The organism is uncultured Massilia sp. (genome assembly GCF_913773735.1).
Classification (GTDB): domain Bacteria; phylum Pseudomonadota; class Gammaproteobacteria; order Burkholderiales; family Burkholderiaceae_D; genus Telluria.
The window spans coordinates 38329-54889 of record NZ_CAJYEB010000021.1 but is presented as its reverse complement, the minus strand read 5'-3'; the positions used below and the strand labels follow the sequence as shown (position 1 = coordinate 54889).

General features: G+C 68.5%; 15 protein-coding genes. 11 read left to right on the top strand and 4 right to left on the bottom strand.

What is annotated here, in order from left to right:
• Window positions 1-107: 107 nt before the first annotated feature.
• A complete protein-coding gene (locus QZ749_RS08735) occupies window positions 108-1673 on the bottom strand; it encodes a hypothetical protein (RefSeq protein WP_296945563.1) in 1566 nt (521 codons plus the stop codon).
• Between the two features lie 442 nt (window positions 1674-2115).
• On the opposite strand from QZ749_RS08735, the gene QZ749_RS08730 reads away from it, so the two are divergent.
• The 11 genes from QZ749_RS08730 to QZ749_RS08680 all read left to right on the top strand — a co-directional run bounded on the left by QZ749_RS08730 (window position 2116) and on the right by QZ749_RS08680 (window position 13133).
• The gene (locus QZ749_RS08730) at window positions 2116-3195 is read left to right on the top strand and encodes a porin (RefSeq protein ID WP_296945562.1); all 1080 of its coding nucleotides are present in this window, start codon (window positions 2116-2118) and stop codon (window positions 3193-3195) included.
• 297 nt (window positions 3196-3492) lie between these two features.
• Window positions 3493-4761, top strand: coding sequence for a porin (locus QZ749_RS08725; protein ID WP_296945561.1), 1269 nt, complete (start codon window positions 3493-3495; stop codon window positions 4759-4761).
• Between the two features lie 83 nt (window positions 4762-4844).
• Window positions 4845-5507 carry a DUF484 family protein gene (locus QZ749_RS08720; RefSeq protein WP_296945560.1) on the top strand — a complete coding sequence of 221 codons (663 nt, stop codon included), beginning with the start codon at window positions 4845-4847 and terminating at the stop codon, window positions 5505-5507.
• A 16-nt stretch (window positions 5508-5523) separates the two neighbouring features.
• The gene (gene xerC / locus QZ749_RS08715; protein ID WP_373896803.1) at window positions 5524-6480 is read left to right on the top strand and encodes a tyrosine recombinase XerC; all 957 of its coding nucleotides are present in this window, start codon (window positions 5524-5526) and stop codon (window positions 6478-6480) included.
• A 105-nt stretch (window positions 6481-6585) separates the two neighbouring features.
• Complete coding sequence (locus QZ749_RS08710) at window positions 6586-7665, top strand: GTP-binding protein (protein ID WP_296945558.1); 1080 nt, start codon at window positions 6586-6588, stop codon at window positions 7663-7665.
• 270 nt (window positions 7666-7935) lie between these two features.
• Entirely contained in the window at window positions 7936-8388 is a 453-nt protein-coding gene (gene dksA, locus QZ749_RS08705; RefSeq protein WP_056134490.1) for an RNA polymerase-binding protein DksA, read from the top strand.
• Window positions 8389-8689: 301 nt separating this feature from the next.
• Window positions 8690-10027 carry a hypothetical protein gene (locus tag QZ749_RS08700; protein ID WP_296945556.1) on the top strand — a complete coding sequence of 446 codons (1338 nt, stop codon included), beginning with the start codon at window positions 8690-8692 and terminating at the stop codon, window positions 10025-10027.
• 107 nt (window positions 10028-10134) lie between these two features.
• Window positions 10135-10671 (top strand): ATP-dependent protease subunit HslV, encoded by a 537-nt coding sequence (gene hslV / locus QZ749_RS08695; protein ID WP_290415257.1) that lies wholly within the window; start codon window positions 10135-10137, stop codon window positions 10669-10671.
• 41 nt (window positions 10672-10712) lie between these two features.
• Window positions 10713-12050: an ATP-dependent protease ATPase subunit HslU gene (gene hslU, locus QZ749_RS08690; protein ID WP_296945594.1), complete on the top strand. Its 1338-nt coding sequence runs from the start codon at window positions 10713-10715 to the stop codon at window positions 12048-12050.
• A 54-nt stretch (window positions 12051-12104) separates the two neighbouring features.
• Window positions 12105-12302: a hypothetical protein gene (locus QZ749_RS08685; RefSeq protein WP_296945553.1), complete on the top strand. Its 198-nt coding sequence runs from the start codon at window positions 12105-12107 to the stop codon at window positions 12300-12302.
• Window positions 12303-12401: 99 nt separating this feature from the next.
• Entirely contained in the window at window positions 12402-13133 is a 732-nt protein-coding gene (locus QZ749_RS08680; protein ID WP_296945551.1) for a helix-turn-helix transcriptional regulator, read from the top strand.
• 13 nt (window positions 13134-13146) lie between these two features.
• On the opposite strand, the gene QZ749_RS08675 is transcribed toward QZ749_RS08680, so the two are convergent.
• Genes QZ749_RS08675 through gspE form a run of 3 tightly spaced genes read right to left on the bottom strand, consistent with a single transcriptional unit; the run spans window position 13147 to window position 16552 of the window.
• Window positions 13147-13890 carry a hypothetical protein gene (locus tag QZ749_RS08675; protein ID WP_296945550.1) on the bottom strand — a complete coding sequence of 248 codons (744 nt, stop codon included), beginning with the start codon at window positions 13888-13890 and terminating at the stop codon, window positions 13147-13149.
• Between the two features lie 10 nt (window positions 13891-13900).
• Window positions 13901-15121 carry a type II secretion system inner membrane protein GspF gene (gene gspF / locus QZ749_RS08670; RefSeq protein ID WP_296945548.1) on the bottom strand — a complete coding sequence of 407 codons (1221 nt, stop codon included), beginning with the start codon at window positions 15119-15121 and terminating at the stop codon, window positions 13901-13903.
• Between the two features lie 3 nt (window positions 15122-15124).
• The gene (gene gspE / locus QZ749_RS08665) at window positions 15125-16552 is read right to left on the bottom strand and encodes a type II secretion system ATPase GspE (RefSeq protein WP_296945547.1); all 1428 of its coding nucleotides are present in this window, start codon (window positions 16550-16552) and stop codon (window positions 15125-15127) included.
• Between the last annotated feature and the right edge of the window lie 9 nt (window positions 16553-16561).

Here is a 16561-nt window from a genome sequence, read left to right as displayed (position 1 = left end):
CGCCGCCCGCTCCCGCCGTTTCGGGCGCCCCGTCCTGTTGGCAGGCGCCCCTCCTAATTAGAGAGCGGCGCACGCCAGCGCGTAGCCTGCGTGCAGGCGCCCCGCCCTCAAGCCGCCAGCGAATAATCGGGGTCGGCGTCATCCGCGCCGGCCTCGGGCAGCAGGCTGCGCAGCCGGTACAGGCGCTGGCGGTAATTCCCTTCGGGCCCGCCCGGACCGCCATCGATGGCATCGAACAGCGCGCGCACGCGGTCGAGCACCTGGCGTTCCTGCGCCGTCTCGACCGGCAGCAGGCGGCGCCGGCTGCGGCCGTAGCTGGCGCGGATGTCGACCACGAGGCAGTGGCCGCGGTCGGCACCGTGCACGTCCAGCAACAATGCCTCGGCCCGGCTCAGGCCGAACACCTGCGCCAGTTCCAGGCGTGCCGCCAGCAGCGGATGGGCCGACAAGTCGCGTCCCGCCAGCAGCGTGTCCAGCGGCATCCAGGCGCCGGGGCTGCGCGGCGCGATCTTGCGCACTGCCGCTGCCGCCTGCGGACACCCCTGCGCGGCCGCGCGCTGCAGCCAGAACAGCGCGCGCACGTCGTTGTTCTCGTTTTCGCGGCGCGCCCGCCAGGCCGCATTGCCGCATTCGAGCTGGGCGTCGCGATAGCCCATGCCGGCAGCCCGCTCCAGGTATTTCTGCGCTTCCGCGACGTTGCGCTGGGAAAATTCTGGCTTGATATAGATGCGTGACAACGCATACCAGGCTTCGGCCAGCCCCTGTTCCCCGGCCAGCGTCAGCCAGCGCACGGCCTTCTTGAAATTGGCCGCCCCGCCGCCGCCGGGGATGCGCTTGCCGTCGACGCGCATGCGCGCGCTCCACAGCCCCAGGGCGAACTGGGCATGGCGGTCCTGTTCGGCGGCCGCCAGTTCCCAGAAGCGCAGCAATTCGGCCGCGTCGACCTCGTGCCCGGCCGGGTCGGCCGCGAGCAGTTGCGCGCAGCGCGACAGCAGCAGCACCTCGTCCGGCGCCAGCCGCGCGGCGGCGCGGCCGTGGGCGGCCTCGGAACCGGCCACGGCGCGCGCCAGCGGCAGGGCGCGCGCGAGGTAGGCATCGCGCCGGCCGCTGTCCCAGTCGTGCTGCAGCTGGGCGAACTGCGCCGGCTCCATGCCGCTGTCGGCCGCCTCGCGCAGCCAGCGCCGCCCCGCCGGGCTGGCCGCGGGGACGGTGACGGTGGCGGCCGGGCGCCCCCCTTCCGCGGCCGCCGGCGCCCCGTGCGTGCGCGCCAGCAGCCACTGCGCTTCCGGGAAGCCGGCATGGGCGGCATCCTCGAGGGCGCGCAGCGCCTTGCCGCGCTCGGCGGCGACCGACGCGTCCTGGTCCGTGTCCAGCACCAGCTGGGCATACACGAGTCCGGCGCGCCGCAGGCCGTTGTCGTAGGCGCGCTCGTACCACAGCCGCACCGGCTGGGGGCTCTGGCGCGCCAGGTCGAGCGGGATGTGGTTGCCGATGAGTTCCCAGGCCTCGGCACAGCCTTGCCGGGCGGCGCGGTCCAGCCAGTGCAACGCCGTCGGCAGGCTGCGCGGCAGGCCGGCGCTGCCGAACAGGTACAGCCGTCCCAGGGCCAGCTGGAACTCGGCACGGCCGGCGCGGGCGCCGCGTATCACGGCCAGTTCTTCACGATTTGCCATCGTTCTTTATCTGGATACAAGAGACATCGAGAAAATGCGCGCAGAAGCGGACAGAAATCTGCTGATGAGCTCATCTGACGCCCATTCCGGCGCTCATGCGCACCGCTGGGCAGAGTCTAAGGCCGCGCTGGCGCGGCACGGTTGCGATTCGGGGAGCGTTTGCGCTCGCACAAACGGCAGGATGTCATCGCGGTGAAATAATGCATGACAGCAACTTAAACAAAACTTAAGATTGTGACCGTGCACACGCGCCCGCGTTTCGAAAAAACAACAGCACGATTGGATTTATTGGCTTTCCACCAAGTGAAACAGTCATAATTGACCAATCGAACAAGATTGACGCGTTAAGCATTTAAGGTTCACACATCCGAGCATTCAGAAACCAAAAAAAATCTCAATGCTCTGTGGATTCCTGCGATTCATTTTATAAGGATACAACTAGATGAAAAAATCACTCCTGGCAGTCGCTCTGCTCGGCGCATTCGCCGGCGTAGCCCAAGCACAAACCGCTGTTCAGATCTACGGCAACATCGACGTTGGCGTCAGCAAGGCCACCGGCCAGACCCTGAACATCGGCAAGCGCGCTGCCAACACCCTGGGCTTCAAGGGCACCGAAGACCTGGGCAATGGCCTGAAAGCACTGTTCCAGATCGAAATGCGCTACGACCCGGACACCGGCACCACCGAGAACAACGGCAACCGTCCGCTGTTCCAGGGCCAGAGCCGCGTCGGCCTGCAGGGTGACTTCGGTATGGTCCGCCTGGGCCGTGGCCTGACCCCGTTCCAGGAAATCGTCGGTTCGTTCGAACCGTGGCACGGCCTGCCGAACCAGGCTGGCTTCTATACCGACATCTCGGTCGCCGGCTTCACCTCGGCGCCGCTGGATGGCGTGTACGGCAACGGCACCGGCTCGGCCAACTCGAACCGTGTCTCGAACGCGATCTTCTACAACTCGCCGGTCTCGAACGGCTTCCAGGTCAACGCATCGTGGGCATCGAAAGAAGCCAACGGCGGCCCGGCCATCGCCGGCCTGGGCGCTGGTGCGACCTCGTACGCAGCCAACTCGCAAGCGTCGACCAACCCGTTCTCGGTCGCTGGTACCTACAACAACGGTCCGGCCGCCGCGATGATCGCCTACGAGCGCAACGGCATCGAAACCAAGATCTGGTCGGTTGCCGGCTCGATCGCCGCCACCCCGGAACTGAAGCTGATGGCCACCTACTCGAAGCAGGACCAGGGCCACACCAACACGCTGCGTCCGGAAACCAAGGGCCTGGTGCTGGGCGCGACCTACGCCGTCGGTCCGGGCAAGATCCTGGCCGGTTACGGCCAGCGCGAGACCGACAACGTCTCGGCCAAGACCAAGCAGATGTCGCTGGGCTACGAATACAGCCTGTCGAAGCGTACCTACCTGTACATCGACGCATCGCGCAAGAAGGACATCGTGAACGTCCGTACCGGCGCCGTGTCGGCGACCCCGACCGTCAACTACTACGACGTCGGCATCAACCACTCGTTCTAATCGTTGCGGCGCGGGGCCTGGCCCCGCTCCAGCGATCCGCAAGGGCGGACCCGGGCAACCGGGTCCGCCCTTGTCGTTTTCCGGTGGGTTCTTCCGTGCCTGGCCGGCACGTGCGATCCGCGCAACGGCGCCGGCGGCAGCGCCGGCGCCGCGCCGCGAAACCGGCCGTGGATGCACCAGCGTTGGGAAAGCGTAAGCGGCGTGCCGCCGTGCGCGGCCATGCTGGACGGGTAGATACCCCGGACGGCCCGCCCAGGCGCGGCGTCCGGATCCCGCCATCCATCCGCCGGAGTCCCGATGAACAAGATCCTGCTTGCCGCCTGCGCCTGCCTGCTTCCCGCCGCCGCGCCGGCCCAGACCAGCGTCCAGCTGTACGGCATCGCCGACGCCGGCCTCATGTGGCAGCGCGGCTCCCCGCCCAAGGTCATCAGCGGCGGCGCCGAGGGTTCGCGCCTGGGCATCAAGGGCAGCGAGGAACTGGGCCGCGGCATGAAGGCGATCTTCAACCTCGAAGCGCGCGTCGAGCTCGATACCGGCCTGCAGGTGCCCACGCTCGTCAACGAGAACCAGGGCGCCTACCTCACGCGCGGCATGGATGCGCTGCCCGCCCCGATCCTGGCCGCCGTGCGCGCGGCGCTGCAGCCGCCCGGCGGTCCCGCCGTGAATCCCGAGCGGGCGCTGTTCGACCGCACCGCCATGGTCGGGCTGGTGACGCCGCTCGGCGCCGTCCTGCTGGGAAGGATGTACACGCCCGGCTACGAAGTGTTCGCCGCCGCCGACGCCTTCGAGGTCGGCACCGGCGGCACCTGGGGCAGCATCACCGGCGGCACGGCCGGCTTCACGGCACTGGGGGCCGACATCCGCTCCCAGCGCGCCCTGCAGTACCGCGTCGCGCTGCCATCCGGCCTGGGCGGGGCGCTGATGATCGCCGGCAAGGGCTCCGGCTACCTGGGCCTGTACGACAAGTTCTGGAGCGCCGCGCTCACCTACAAGACGGCCGGCTGGGACGTCGGCATCGGCCACAACCACGCCTACGACCCGGACGGCAGGCCCAGCCTGCGCACGACGACCGTCGGCGGCTCCTACGTCCTGGGGGCATGGAAAGTCTTCGCCGGCTGGCACGGCCAGCGCAACCGCCACTCGGCGCTGCTGCCGTCCTATGTCGCCGGCTGGGACAGCCTGATCGCGCCGCGCGTGGCGCCGCTGGGCGCGGCCACCGCCGCCTTCCTGCGCGGCGTCTTCGTCGACAACATCGCCATCAACAGCCAGCAGGACGCCACCAGCGTGCAGGCCGGCCTGCAGTACCGGCGCGGCGCCGGACGCATCGTGGCCTCGCTCGCGCACCAGGACGACCATACGGCATCGGACAGCGACGCCACCCTGTTCGCGCTCGGCTACTACCACGACTTGTCCAGGCGTACCGGCCTCTATGCGGTGGCCTCCTTCATCAGGAACGACAACGAGGCGCAATACAGTCCGGCGACGGCGGGCGCGCCCGGCGGCTTCACGCGCGCGCCGGGCGAGGACGGGCGCGCCTTCCAGCTGGGCGTGCGGCACCGTTTCTGAACGGCCAGGTTTTTCGCTGGCAGCCAGTGCTTCGGGTAAAATGGGGAACCCTCTTTTCCCGACGCCGTGTTCGCAATACAGCAATGACCGCTCCACTGGATTCCGCCGCCGTCGCCCAATACCTGGCCGACCATCCGCAGTTTTTCGAAGAACATGCCACCCTGCTGGGGGAAGTAAAGCTGTCGAGTCCGCTTACCGGACGCGCCGTCTCGCTGCAGGAGCGCCAGATGGAAGTCATGCGCGCCAAGTACCATGCGCTGGAACTGCGCATGACGGGACTGGTGCGCCATGCCGAGGAAAACGCGGCGATCGCCAACCGCTTCCACGGCTGGACCCAGCAATTGCTGCGCACGCACGATGCGACCGCGATGCCGTCCGCCGTGGCCGACGGCCTGGTCAAGCATTTCATCGTGCCGCAGGCCACGCTGCGCCTGTGGAACGTGGCCCCGGAACATGCCGGCGCCTGGTTCGCCAGCGGCGTCAGCGACGATGCGCGCCTGTTCGCCAGCGGCCTGCGCGCGCCCTACTGCGGTCCCAACCGCGATTTCGAGTCGGTGCGCTGGCTCGATGCCGCGGCGGACGTGCGCTCGACCGCCCTGCTGCCGCTGCGCGCCAGCGGCAGCGCCTTCGGCCTGCTGGTGCTGGGCTCGAACGACCCGGAGCGCTTCGGCGCGACGATGGCGACCGATTTCCTGGTCCACATCGCCGAGACCGCCAGCACCGCGCTGGCGCCGCTGCGCGCCTGACAGGGACGCCCCGGCCATGGATGCCCCCGCCGCCATGGACGCGCCGGCCGACGACTGGACCGGCCGCTACCTCGCCGAACTGGCCACCCAGCGCAAGCTGTCGCGCCACACGGTCGCCGCCTACGGTCGCGACCTGGCCGAACTGGCCCGCCTGGCCGGCCACACCGACTGGCCGCGCCTGGTCCACGCGGACATCCGCCGCTTCGCCGCCCGCCTGCATGCCGAAGGCCAGACGGCCACGTCGATCGCGCGCAAGCTGTCCGGCTGGCGCGGTTTCTACGGCTGGCTGGCGCGCCACGTGGCGCTGGCCGCCAATCCCGCCGACGGCGTGCGCGCGCCGCGCCGCGCCAAGCGCCTGCCGAAGGCGCTGGCCGTCGACGATGCCGTGCAACTGATGGAAAGCGGCCCCCGCGCCCACCTCGAACCGGCCGAACTGTGCAACCGCGCCATGTTCGAACTGCTGTATTCGAGCGGCCTACGGGTGTCCGAACTGGCCGGCCTGGACCTGCGCCACGTGGCGGCCGCCGACGGCGCGGCGGCCTCGCTCGGCTGGCTGGACCTGCCGTCCCGCGAAGTCGTGGTCACCGGCAAGGGCAACAAGATGCGCCGCGTTCCGGTGGGCGGTGCGGCATGCGCGGCGCTGGAGGCCTGGCTGGCCGTGCGGCCGCCGGCCGGCGACGGCAGCCAGGCGCTGTTCCTGAGCACGCGCGGCACCCGCATCAGCCCGCGCGTCGTGCAGCAGCGCCTGAAACTGCATGCGCAGAAGGCGGGCGCGCCCGTGCACGTGCATCCGCACGTGCTGCGCCACTCCTTCGCCTCGCACCTGCTGCAATCCTCGGGCGACCTGCGCGCCGTGCAGGAATTGCTGGGCCACGCCAGCATCACCTCCACCCAGATCTATACCGCATTGGATTTCCAGCACCTGGCCGCCGTCTACGACAAGGCCCATCCCCGCGCGAAACGCAAGGATTGAGCCTTGTCACATTGCGGCGCGTCCGGTGGTGACATTTCGTAAATTCCGGCATAATCCATCGATTTCCCGGCGCCCAGCGGGCCCATTCTGATTGGATCGCGACATATGGAATTGATTCCCAGCACCATCCTGACCGGCTTCCTCGGCGCCGGCAAAACCACGCTGCTCAACCGTATCCTGCAGGAAGAGCACGGCCTGCGCATCGCCGTCATCGAGAACGAGTTCGGCCAGGAAAACATCGACAACGAGATCCTCGTGCGGGACGCCGGCGAGCAGATCGTCGAGATGAACAACGGCTGCATCTGCTGCACCGTGCGCGGCGACCTGATCGTGGCCCTGACGAACCTGGCGCGCAAGCGCGACGCGGGCGAGCTGCAGTTCGACCGCGTGGTCATCGAGACCACCGGCCTGGCCAACCCGGGTCCGGTGGCGCAGACCTTCTTCGTCGACGAGGAAGTCGGCGCCCACTACCTGCTCGACGCGGTGGTGACGGTCGTCGACGCGCGCCACGCGATGGACCAGCTGGACCGCCACGAGGAAGCGCAGCGCCAGGTCGGCTTCGCCGACAAGATCCTGCTGTCCAAGACCGACCTGGTGGACGCCGCCGCCGTCGAGGCCCTGAAGGCCCGCCTCCGCCGCATCAACCCGCGCGCGCCGATCGGCGCCTCGGACTTCGGCTGCGCGCCCATCGCCGACGTGCTCGACCTGCGCGGCTTCAACCTGAACGACAAGCTGGAACTGGATCCGGACTTCCTGTCCACGGGCGAGGCGCACGATCACGAACACGGGCACGACCATGACCACGAGCATGGCCATGCCTGCGAACACGACCACGAGCACACGGCGGCCTGCGGCCACGGCCATGACCACCACCACGCCCACCATACCGACGACATCGCCGCCTTCGTGTTCAAGAGCGAGCGTCCGTTCGACCCCGAGCGCCTGGACCAATTCCTGGGAAGCATGGTGCAAGTCTTCGGTCCGAACATGTTGCGCTACAAGGGCGTGCTGCTGATGCAGGGCGCGGATCGCAAGGTCGTCTTCCAAGGCGTGCATCAAATCATGGGCAGCGACCTGGGTGCAAAGTGGGCGGAAAACGAGGTCCGGGGCAGCAAGATGGTGTTTATTGGTAAAAATTTACCAAAAGACGTGTTTATTCGCGGATTGGAACAATGTTTGGTATAAACTAGTCCGGTTCTGTGGTGTGCTTCAATGACAATCCTGCCTGTGCCGCAGGGTTGCGCGCCGCGCACCGGGCAAGGGCCTCGACGACCGCCGCGTTAGCCGCCGCGCCGGCCGTTCGAATCGCCCTGAACCGCCCCGTCCGCACAGAAGACGCGGGGCAGGTATGGAAGAATCCATACCGTTACGGCAGCCGGCCGGCGCCGCCAGAACGGGCGGGTGCTGGATCAGCTGATAAATGGAAACTCTGTCGTATCGAAGGCAAGTGAAGTCATGACGAAAACAACGAAACCGAATACCGTGGCACAGCCCGAAGAACGCCTTCTGACGGAAGAAGAAATTCGGGCCATGAGCGACGACGACTACATGAACCCGGCGCAACTGGCGTTCTTCAAGAACCGCCTGCAGGAACTCGAGAAGGAATTGCTGAAGAACGCCGGCGAGACCACCGAGCACCTGCGCGAAACGGTACTCGTTCCCGATCCGGCCGACCGCGCCACCATCGAGGAAGAGCACGCACTCGAACTGCGTACCCGCGACCGCGAGCGCAAGCTGCTCAAGAAGGTGCAGCAATCGCTGGCGTCGATCGAATCCGGCGAGTATGGCTGGTGCGAGGAAACCGGCGAGCCGATCGGCATTCCGCGCCTGATCGCCCGCCCCACCGCGACGCTGTCGCTGGAAGCCCAGCAGCGCCGCGAACTGAAGCAGAAACTCTACGGTGACTGACCGCCGGGTTTCCCCCCACTCCACACACGTTGACCGGCAACGCGCCGGCAACACGAAAGCATGCGGCACCCGCCGCATGCTTTTTGTTTTTCGGACGCCGGAAAACGGAACGCGCCCTCCCCGGGTTTTGTACGCCCCAGTAATTTCCTATGGGCTAAACTAACACTGGCCCGGCATTGCTTGACGCAGAGCAGGAGTGCGCCATGCCCCGCTGGCGCCGTCATGCTACTGTCTCGACCGGCGCTGCGGGTCGCTGCACGCGCAACAGGTAGTTTCCGGAGACTTGCTGGACGAGGATGACGTGGGGCTTTTCTCTTTCCTGAAGAAACAGAACGATGCGCCCGCCCCGCGGTCGCAAGAACGCCCCTTTGCCGATCCCGCCAGCGTCCTTGCCGGTCCCGCCACCCGCACCGGCCTCGACACGGAAGCCGAACGCCAGCGCCAGCGCGAGATCGCGCGCGCCACCGCCGCCAAGATCGACGAGATCGAACTGGAAATGACCTCCGACATCTTCGACGACGATGCCTGGGGCGGCCACCGGCGTACGCCCGCCGCGACTGCCGGCGGCGGCGCGGCGCCGCAGCCGGCGCCGGCCGGCGGGGCGCCGGCGCCTGACGACGTGCCCGACGCGCTGGCGACGCCGTCCAGCGCGCCGGCGGTCGAGGAAGCGGCCATCCTGTATGCCAACGGCCAGTTCGCCGACGCCGAGCACGCGCTGCGCGCCAGCCTGGCGGCGACGGGGCGCACCGACCGCCAGCCCTGGTGGATGCTGTTCGACCTGTACCAGGCGCTGGAACGCGAGCACGATTTCGAGAGCGTCGCGATCGACTACGCCAGCCATTTCGAGACCTCGCCGCCGCCCTACCAGCCGCCGGCCGCCGGCGCCGCCGGCACGGCGGCCGGCGCCAAGGCGTTTTCCGGCACGACGCCGACGGCCGTGCTGTCCGGCCGCCTCGATGCGCGCGCCGGCGCCGCGCTGGCGCGCGTGCTGGCGCCGTCGCCGAGTCCCGTGGTGCGGATCGAATTCCACGCGATCGCCCAGGTCGCGCCGGACGGCTGCGCCCTGCTGCTGCAAGCGCTGCAATACCTGCGCAAGGACGACCGCGAACTGGTGCTGGCCGGCGCCGACCACCTGGTCGCGCTGCTGCGTCCGATGCTGCAGATCGGCGACCGCTCGTCCAGCGCGGCGCCCTGGCTGCTGCTGCTCGAACTGCTGCTGCTGGCCAACCGCGAAAAGGATTTCGAGGAGACGGCCATGGACTACTGCCTCACCTTCGAGATCTCGCCGCCGTCGTTCGAGGCGCCGCGCCGCGCCGCCCGCAACCTGCCGGCCGCCCCCGGCGTCGACGGCGACCGGTTCCTGATGCCCGCCGTCGTCGCGGGCGATCCCGGCCCGCTGCTGGCCGCCATCGCCGACCATGCCGGGCGCCACGCCGCCCTGGTGCTCGACTGCTCGCGGCTGGCGCGCATCGACTACATGGCGGCGACCGCCCTGTCCGCGCGGCTGCGCAACCTGGCGCAGCGCGACGACGGCGCGGCCAGGCGCATCGAACTGCGCGACCTGAACCACCTGGCGGCCGCGCTGCTGCGCCTGCTGGGCGCGGGCGAGCATGCGCGCCTGCATGCCCACCGCTACTGAATGCCGGCCGCCTAGCGCAGGGCAAACTTGACCAGCGGACACGGTGTTGTCTTGCAATTTCGTACGACATCCCCACTTGCGGTGGGCAGATCAACCACGAGGCAAATATGGAACAATTTCACGGCACGACGATCGTCAGCGTCCGGCGCGGCAACCAGGTCGCGCTCGGTGGCGACGGACAAGTCACCCTGGGCAACGTCGTCATGAAGGGCTCGGCGCGCAAGGTGCGCAAGCTGTACCAGAACAAGGTGCTGTGCGGCTTTGCCGGCGGCACGGCCGATGCCTTCACCCTGCTCGACCGCTTCGAAGCGAAACTGGAAAAACACCAGGGCAACCTGCTGCGCGCCTCGGTCGAACTGGCCAAGGACTGGCGCACCGACCGCGTGCTGCGCCGCCTGGAAGCCATGCTGCTGGTGGCCGACCGCGAAAAGACCCTGATCATCACCGGCAACGGCGACGTGCTCGAACCGGAAGACGGCATCGGCGCGATCGGCTCGGGCGGCATCTATGCGCAGTCGGCCGCCAAGGCGCTGCAGGAAAACACGGACATGGCACCCGCCGACGTCGTCAAGAAGGCGCTCACCATCGCCGGCGAACTGTGCATCTATACGAATATGTCGCACATCATCGAGACGCTCGACTGAGCGCCGACAGCGAAAGGCAAGCAATGCAACTCAGCAAGATCATGAACATGACCCCGTCCGAAATCGTCTCGGAACTCGACAAGCACGTCGTCGGCCAGGGCAAGGCCAAGCGCGCCGTGGCGATCGCGCTGCGCAACCGCTGGCGCCGCCAGCAGGTCGAGGAACCGCTGCGCCACGAGATCACGCCGAAGAACATCCTGATGATCGGTCCGACCGGCGTCGGCAAGACCGAGATCGCGCGCCGCCTGGCCAAGCTGGCCGACGCGCCCTTCATCAAGATCGAGGCGACCAAGTTCACCGAGGTCGGCTACGTCGGCCGCGACGTCGACACCATCATCCGCGACCTGATCGACATCGGCGTCAAGCAGACCCGCGCCAGCGAAATGAAGAAGGTGCGCCAGCGCGCCGAGGATGCGGCCGAGGACCGCGTCATCGACATCCTGGTGCCGCCGGCGCGCGACTTCGGCTTCAACGTCAGCAACACCGAGGCCAAGGACGGCGGCGACACCACGCGCCAGACCTTCCGCAAGCGCCTGCGCGAAGGCGCGCTCGACGACAAGGAAATCGAGATCGACGTGGCCGACGCGGCGCCGCAGATGGAAATCATGGCGCCGCCGGGCATGGAAGAGATGACCGAGCAGATCAAGTCGATGTTCGCCGGCGTCGGCGCGGGCCGCAAGAAGCCGCGCAAGATGAAGGTCAAGGAAGCGATGAAGCTGCTGGTCGAGGAAGAGGCCGCCAAGCTCGTCAACGAGGACGAGATGAAGCAGAAGGCCATCGCCAACGTCGAGCAGAACGGCATCGTGTTCCTGGACGAGGTCGACAAGATCGCCTCGCGCTCCGAGCACGGCGGCGCCGACGTCTCGCGCGCCGGCGTGCAGCGCGACCTGCTGCCGCTGGTCGAGGGCACGACGGTGAACACCAAGTACGGCATGATCAAGACCGACCACATCCTGTTCATCGCCTCGGGCGCGTTCCACCTGTCGAAGCCGTCGGACCTGATCCCGGAACTGCAGGGCCGCTTCCCGATCCGCGTCGAACTGGAATCGCTGTCGATCGAGGACTTCAAGAGCATCCTGACGGCGACCCACGCCAGCCTCACCAAGCAGTACGAGGCGCTGCTGGCCACCGAGGGCGTCACGCTGGAGTTCGCGCCCGAAGGCATCCATCGCCTGGCCGAGATCGCCTATTCGGTCAACGAGCGCACCGAGAACATCGGCGCGCGCCGCCTGTACACGGTGATGGAAAAGCTGCTCGAGGAAATCTCGTACTCGGCCAGCGACAAGTCGGGCCAGGCCCTGGTCATCGACGCGGCCTACGTCAACGACCGCCTGGATGCGCTGGCGGTCAACGAAGACCTGTCGCGCTACGTGCTGTAAGACGACGCACCCGCCGGGCGCCCTTCGCGGCGCCCTTTTTCATGGAGACAAGCGATGGCAAACAAGGCACTGGCAACCCGGCAGAAGATGCGCCTGCGCGTCGAACCGACGCCGCCGCTCAAGCCGCGCAACCCGTTCGCGGGTTTCGCCAAGGCGCGCGCGGCGGGCGCGCATGCCAAGACCACCGGCAGCGAGCGGCTGGAGGCCAAGCGCGCATTGAAGAAGGCGCCGCTGGTGCCCGAGGACGAGTAGCCGCCGTCGCTGCCGCCGTCCGCGCGCGACGCCGGTGTTGAATGCCGCGGCCGACTTCGGTAAATTGCTTACCATCACATTTCCGATCCGATCCGTCCCATGAGCTCTCCCGACATGCTGCTGGACGTCCTGCGCGCCGAACTGCGCGCCGCCGGCATCACCTACAAGATGCTGGCCGAGCGCATCGCGATGAGCGAATCGAGCATCAAGCGCATGTTCGGCCAGAAGGACATGACGCTGTCGCGCCTGGCGCAGATCTGCCAGGTGGCCGGCATCGCGCTGGAAGACGTGCTGCGGCGCGCGGCCGACAGCCGGCCCCAGGCCGACACGCTGACGCTGGCCCAGGAAAACGCACTGGCCAACCATCCGCGCCTGCTGCTGGTGGCGATCTGCTGCCTGGGGCACTGGAGCCTGGAACAGGTCGTCGAAACCTACCGCCTGACCGAGGCCGAATGCATCGGCCTGCTGGTGGAACTCGACCGGCTGCGCGTGATCGAGCTGAAACCGCTGAACCGCTATGCGCTGCGCGTCTCGAACGCCTTCCGCTGGCTGCCGGACGGGCCGGTGCAGCGCTTCTTCCGCGAGCACGTGGTGGGAGATTATTTCGAGGGCCGCTTCGACGGCCCCGGCGAAACGCTGATGTGCCTGCCGGCGCGCCTGTCGCTGGCCTCGGCCGGCGAGGTCGCGGAAAAAATCCACCAGCTGGCCGGCGAGCTGGCGCGCCTGCACCGCAACGACCGGCGCCTGCCGGCGCAGGAGCGCGACGGCTTCACCCTGCTCGTCGGTTTCCGCTCCTGGGAATTCGCCGCGTTCACGGCATTGCGGCGCTGACGGCGCCAGCCGGTTATTGCGTGACCGGACTCGGCTGGGTCGGCGCCGGCATCTGCACCGGCGCGTTGTCGTTGCGCGGCGTATCGCGCCCGCCGACGTCGCCCGGCGGCGTGAATTCCTGCGCGTTGGCGGGGGACGGCTGGGGCCGCTGTGGCGACACGGCGCCCGGCGACATCGGCGGTTCCGGCACGTAGCTCTGGTTGGGCTGGGCGACGCTGGCCGGCGCCGGCGTGCCGGCGGGCGTGACGGCCGGCTGCGGCATGTTCGGCGGGATGCTCGGCTGCATGATCGGGGCCGATCCCGCGGCCGTGTTCGGCACCGGGGCCGGCGCCGCGCCGCCACCGGCCAGCGACGCGCCCGTCCTGGCATCGGCCGGCAGGTCGACGCGCTTCATGACGCCGCCATCGGACAGCATCACGTAGCGCGGATGCACTTCCGACAGGGTCACGCCCGGCGCCAGTTCCTTGCCCAGCTTGAGCGCCTTGGCCGGCGCATTGTCGGCGACCAGGATGGCGACGCTGTCGCGGCCGGCGAAGACGATGCCCGTCAGCTGGTAGTTGGTGACGCTGGCGACGGCCAGCTGGCCGCCGAACAGCGTGGCGGCCGCGTCGATGGCCGGGTCCGGCATGGCCTGCTGCGGCACGGCGGCGAGCGGGCGCTGGGGCGGCCGGTAGAGCTGCAGGATCCAGTAGGCGAGCGAGGCCGCCAGCAGGATCACGCCGAGCAGGCTCAGGAGGATGGGCAAACGCTTGTTCATGGTTTCCTTGTCAGCGCACCAGCTGGTTAATTTCGATAATCGGCATCAGGACCGCCAGCACGATCAGGAGCACGACCAGGCCCATGGCCAGGATCAGCACCGGCTCCAGCAGGCCGGCGATGGTCAGCGCGCGCCGCTCGAAATCGGCCTGCTGCGAATTCGACGCCCGCTCCAGCATGGCCGGCAGCTCGCCGGTGATCTCGCCGGCGCGGATCATGTGCACCAGCATCGGCGGGAACAGCTTCTGCGCCGACAGCGCGCGCGCCAGGCTGACGCCCTCGCGCACGCTGGCCGTCGCATCCTCGACCAGTTCCTTCATGGCCACGTTGGACAGCGTGTCGCGGCTGGTTTCCAGCGCGCGCAGGATGGGCACGCCGGAACCCGTCGTGATCGCCAGCGTGCTGGCGAAGCGCGTCGTGTTCAGGCTGCGCTCGAACTTGCCGTACACGGGCGCCGTCAGCAGCCAGGCATGCCAGCGCCGCTTGAGCGCCGGGTTCTGCAGCGCGCGCCGCCACGCGAACCATGCCGCGACGGCGAGCAGTGCGACGTAGATCCCGTAGGCGCGCGTAAAGTTCGACACGCCCAGCATCATGATGGTGAGGAACGGCAGTTTCTGCTTGGTGTTGGCGAACACCGAGACGATCTGCGGCACCACGTAGGTGAGCAGGAAGATCACGATCGCGAACGCGACCACGGTGACGATGGCCGGGTAGGTGAAGGCGAGGCGCACCCGCTGCACCAGCGCGTTGCGGCGCTCGATGTAGTCGGCCAGGCGCGACAGCACGCGCGCGAGCTGGCCGATCTGTTCGCCCGACGAGACCAGCGCGCGGTAGATCTCGGCGAAGTCGCGCGGATGGCGCGCCAGCGCGCTGGAGAACGAGGCGCCGCCCATCACTTCGGAGCGGATCGAGGCGACCAGGTCGCGCACGTAGGCGCGCTCGGCCTGTTCCAGCAGCGCCGTGAACGCCTGCTCCAGCGGCAGGCCGGCTTCCAGCAGGCTGGCCAGCTGGCGCGTGAACAGGGCCAGCTCGACCTGGGACAGGCGCTCGCCGAAGCTGCGCGCGCGCGCCGCCCCGCTCTCGTCGACCTGGGCCGCGATGGCGTCGACGCTCAGCGGCGTCAGGCCCTGCAGGCGCAGGTCGGCGCGCGCGGCGCGCGGGCTGTCGGCATTCAGCACGCCCTTGCGGGTGATACCGCCGGCGTCGACGGCTTCGTAGCGGAAGGCTGGCATCGATCAGTCCGCCTTCGCCACGCGCAGCAGTTCGGCCTCGGTGGTGACGCCGGTCTGCACCCAGCGCTCGCCGTCCTGGTACATCGTGCGCATGCCCGACGCCAGCGCCGCATCGCGGATTTCCGCTTCCGACACCTGGTTGTGGATCTGGGCGCGGATGCGTTCGTTGGTCTCGAGCAGTTCGTAGACGCCGACGCGGCCCTGGTAGCCCGTGTGGCCGCAGCGGTCGCAGCCCACCGCCACCCACTGGCCCGGTCCTTCCTGGCGCTTGCAGTGCGGGCACAGCTTGCGCACCAGGCGCTGCGCCATCACGCCCAGGAGCGACGACGACAGCAGGAAGGGTTCGATGCCCATGTCGAGCAGGCGGGTCACGGCCGAGGCGGCGTCGTTCGTGTGCAGCGTGGCCAGCACCAGGTGGCCCGTCAGCGAGGCCTGCACGGCGATCTGGGCCGTTTCGAGGTCGCGGATCTCGCCGATCATGATGACGTCCGGATCCTGGCGCAGGATCGCGCGCAGCGCCTTGGCGAAGGTCATGTCGATGCGCGCGTTGACCTGGGTCTGGCCGATGCCGGGCAGGTCGTACTCGATCGGGTCCTCGACCGTCATCACGTTGGTGGTGGTGGCGTTCAGGCGCGACAGCGCCGCGTACAGCGTGGTGGTCTTGCCCGAGCCGGTCGGGCCGGTGACCAGCACGATGCCGTGCGGCTGGTTGATCAGCTTGTCGAACTGCGGCAGCAGGTCGGCGCCCATGCCCAGGTGCGACAGGTCGAGGCGCCCGGCTTCCTTGTCCAGCAAGCGCAGCACGGCGCGTTCGCCGTGGCCGGTCGGGAGCGTGGAGACGCGCACGTCGACCGGCTTGCCGCCGATGCGCAGCGTGATGCGGCCGTCCTGCGGCAGGCGCTTCTCGGCGATGTCGAGCGCCGACATGATCTTGATGCGCGAGATCAGCGAGGCGTGGATCGCCTTGCGCGGGCGCACGATGTCGCGCAGCGCGCCGTCGATGCGAAAGCGCACGACCGAGGTCTGCTCGAAGGGCTCGATGTGGATGTCGGAAGCGCCCTCGCGCAGCGACTGCGTCAGCAGCGCGTTGATCATGCGGATGACGGGCGCGTCGTCGGACGATTCCAGCAGGTCCTCGATGGCCGGCACGTCCTGCAGCAGCTTGGTGAGGTCGAGGTCGGCGTCGAACTCGTCCGCCACCTGGGAGGCGTCGCCGCCGGCCGACTGGTAGGCGGCCGCGATGGCCGATTCCAGCTCGGCGCGTTCGAGGCGGCGCAGGCTGACGCGGCCGAAGCGGCGCGACACCTCGGCGATCGCCGCCGGCTTCGTGGCGTTCGACACCAGCACCTCGACGGCCTGCGCCGGGTCGCCGTTGGAACGCGCCAGCACGACGTTGTCGCGCGCGAATGCGTAAGGCAGCAGGTTGTTCATGATGACTCG

Coding starts and splice junctions, on each gene's coding strand:
- QZ749_RS08735 (WP_296945563.1), bottom strand. CDS start 1,673: ATGGCAAATCGTGAAGAACTGGCCGTGATACGCGGCGCCCGCGCCGGC.
- QZ749_RS08730 (WP_296945562.1), top strand. CDS start 2,116: ATGAAAAAATCACTCCTGGCAGTCGCTCTGCTCGGCGCATTCGCCGGC.
- QZ749_RS08725 (WP_296945561.1), top strand. CDS start 3,493: ATGAACAAGATCCTGCTTGCCGCCTGCGCCTGCCTGCTTCCCGCCGCC.
- QZ749_RS08720 (WP_296945560.1), top strand. CDS start 4,845: ATGACCGCTCCACTGGATTCCGCCGCCGTCGCCCAATACCTGGCCGAC.
- xerC (WP_373896803.1), top strand. CDS start 5,524: ATGGATGCCCCCGCCGCCATGGACGCGCCGGCCGACGACTGGACCGGC.
- QZ749_RS08710 (WP_296945558.1), top strand. CDS start 6,586: ATGGAATTGATTCCCAGCACCATCCTGACCGGCTTCCTCGGCGCCGGC.
- dksA (WP_056134490.1), top strand. CDS start 7,936: ATGACGAAAACAACGAAACCGAATACCGTGGCACAGCCCGAAGAACGC.
- hslV (WP_290415257.1), top strand. CDS start 10,135: ATGGAACAATTTCACGGCACGACGATCGTCAGCGTCCGGCGCGGCAAC.
- hslU (WP_296945594.1), top strand. CDS start 10,713: ATGAACATGACCCCGTCCGAAATCGTCTCGGAACTCGACAAGCACGTC.
- QZ749_RS08685 (WP_296945553.1), top strand. CDS start 12,105: ATGGCAAACAAGGCACTGGCAACCCGGCAGAAGATGCGCCTGCGCGTC.
- QZ749_RS08680 (WP_296945551.1), top strand. CDS start 12,402: ATGAGCTCTCCCGACATGCTGCTGGACGTCCTGCGCGCCGAACTGCGC.
- QZ749_RS08675 (WP_296945550.1), bottom strand. CDS start 13,890: ATGAACAAGCGTTTGCCCATCCTCCTGAGCCTGCTCGGCGTGATCCTG.
- gspF (WP_296945548.1), bottom strand. CDS start 15,121: ATGCCAGCCTTCCGCTACGAAGCCGTCGACGCCGGCGGTATCACCCGC.
- gspE (WP_296945547.1), bottom strand. CDS start 16,552: ATGAACAACCTGCTGCCTTACGCATTCGCGCGCGACAACGTCGTGCTG.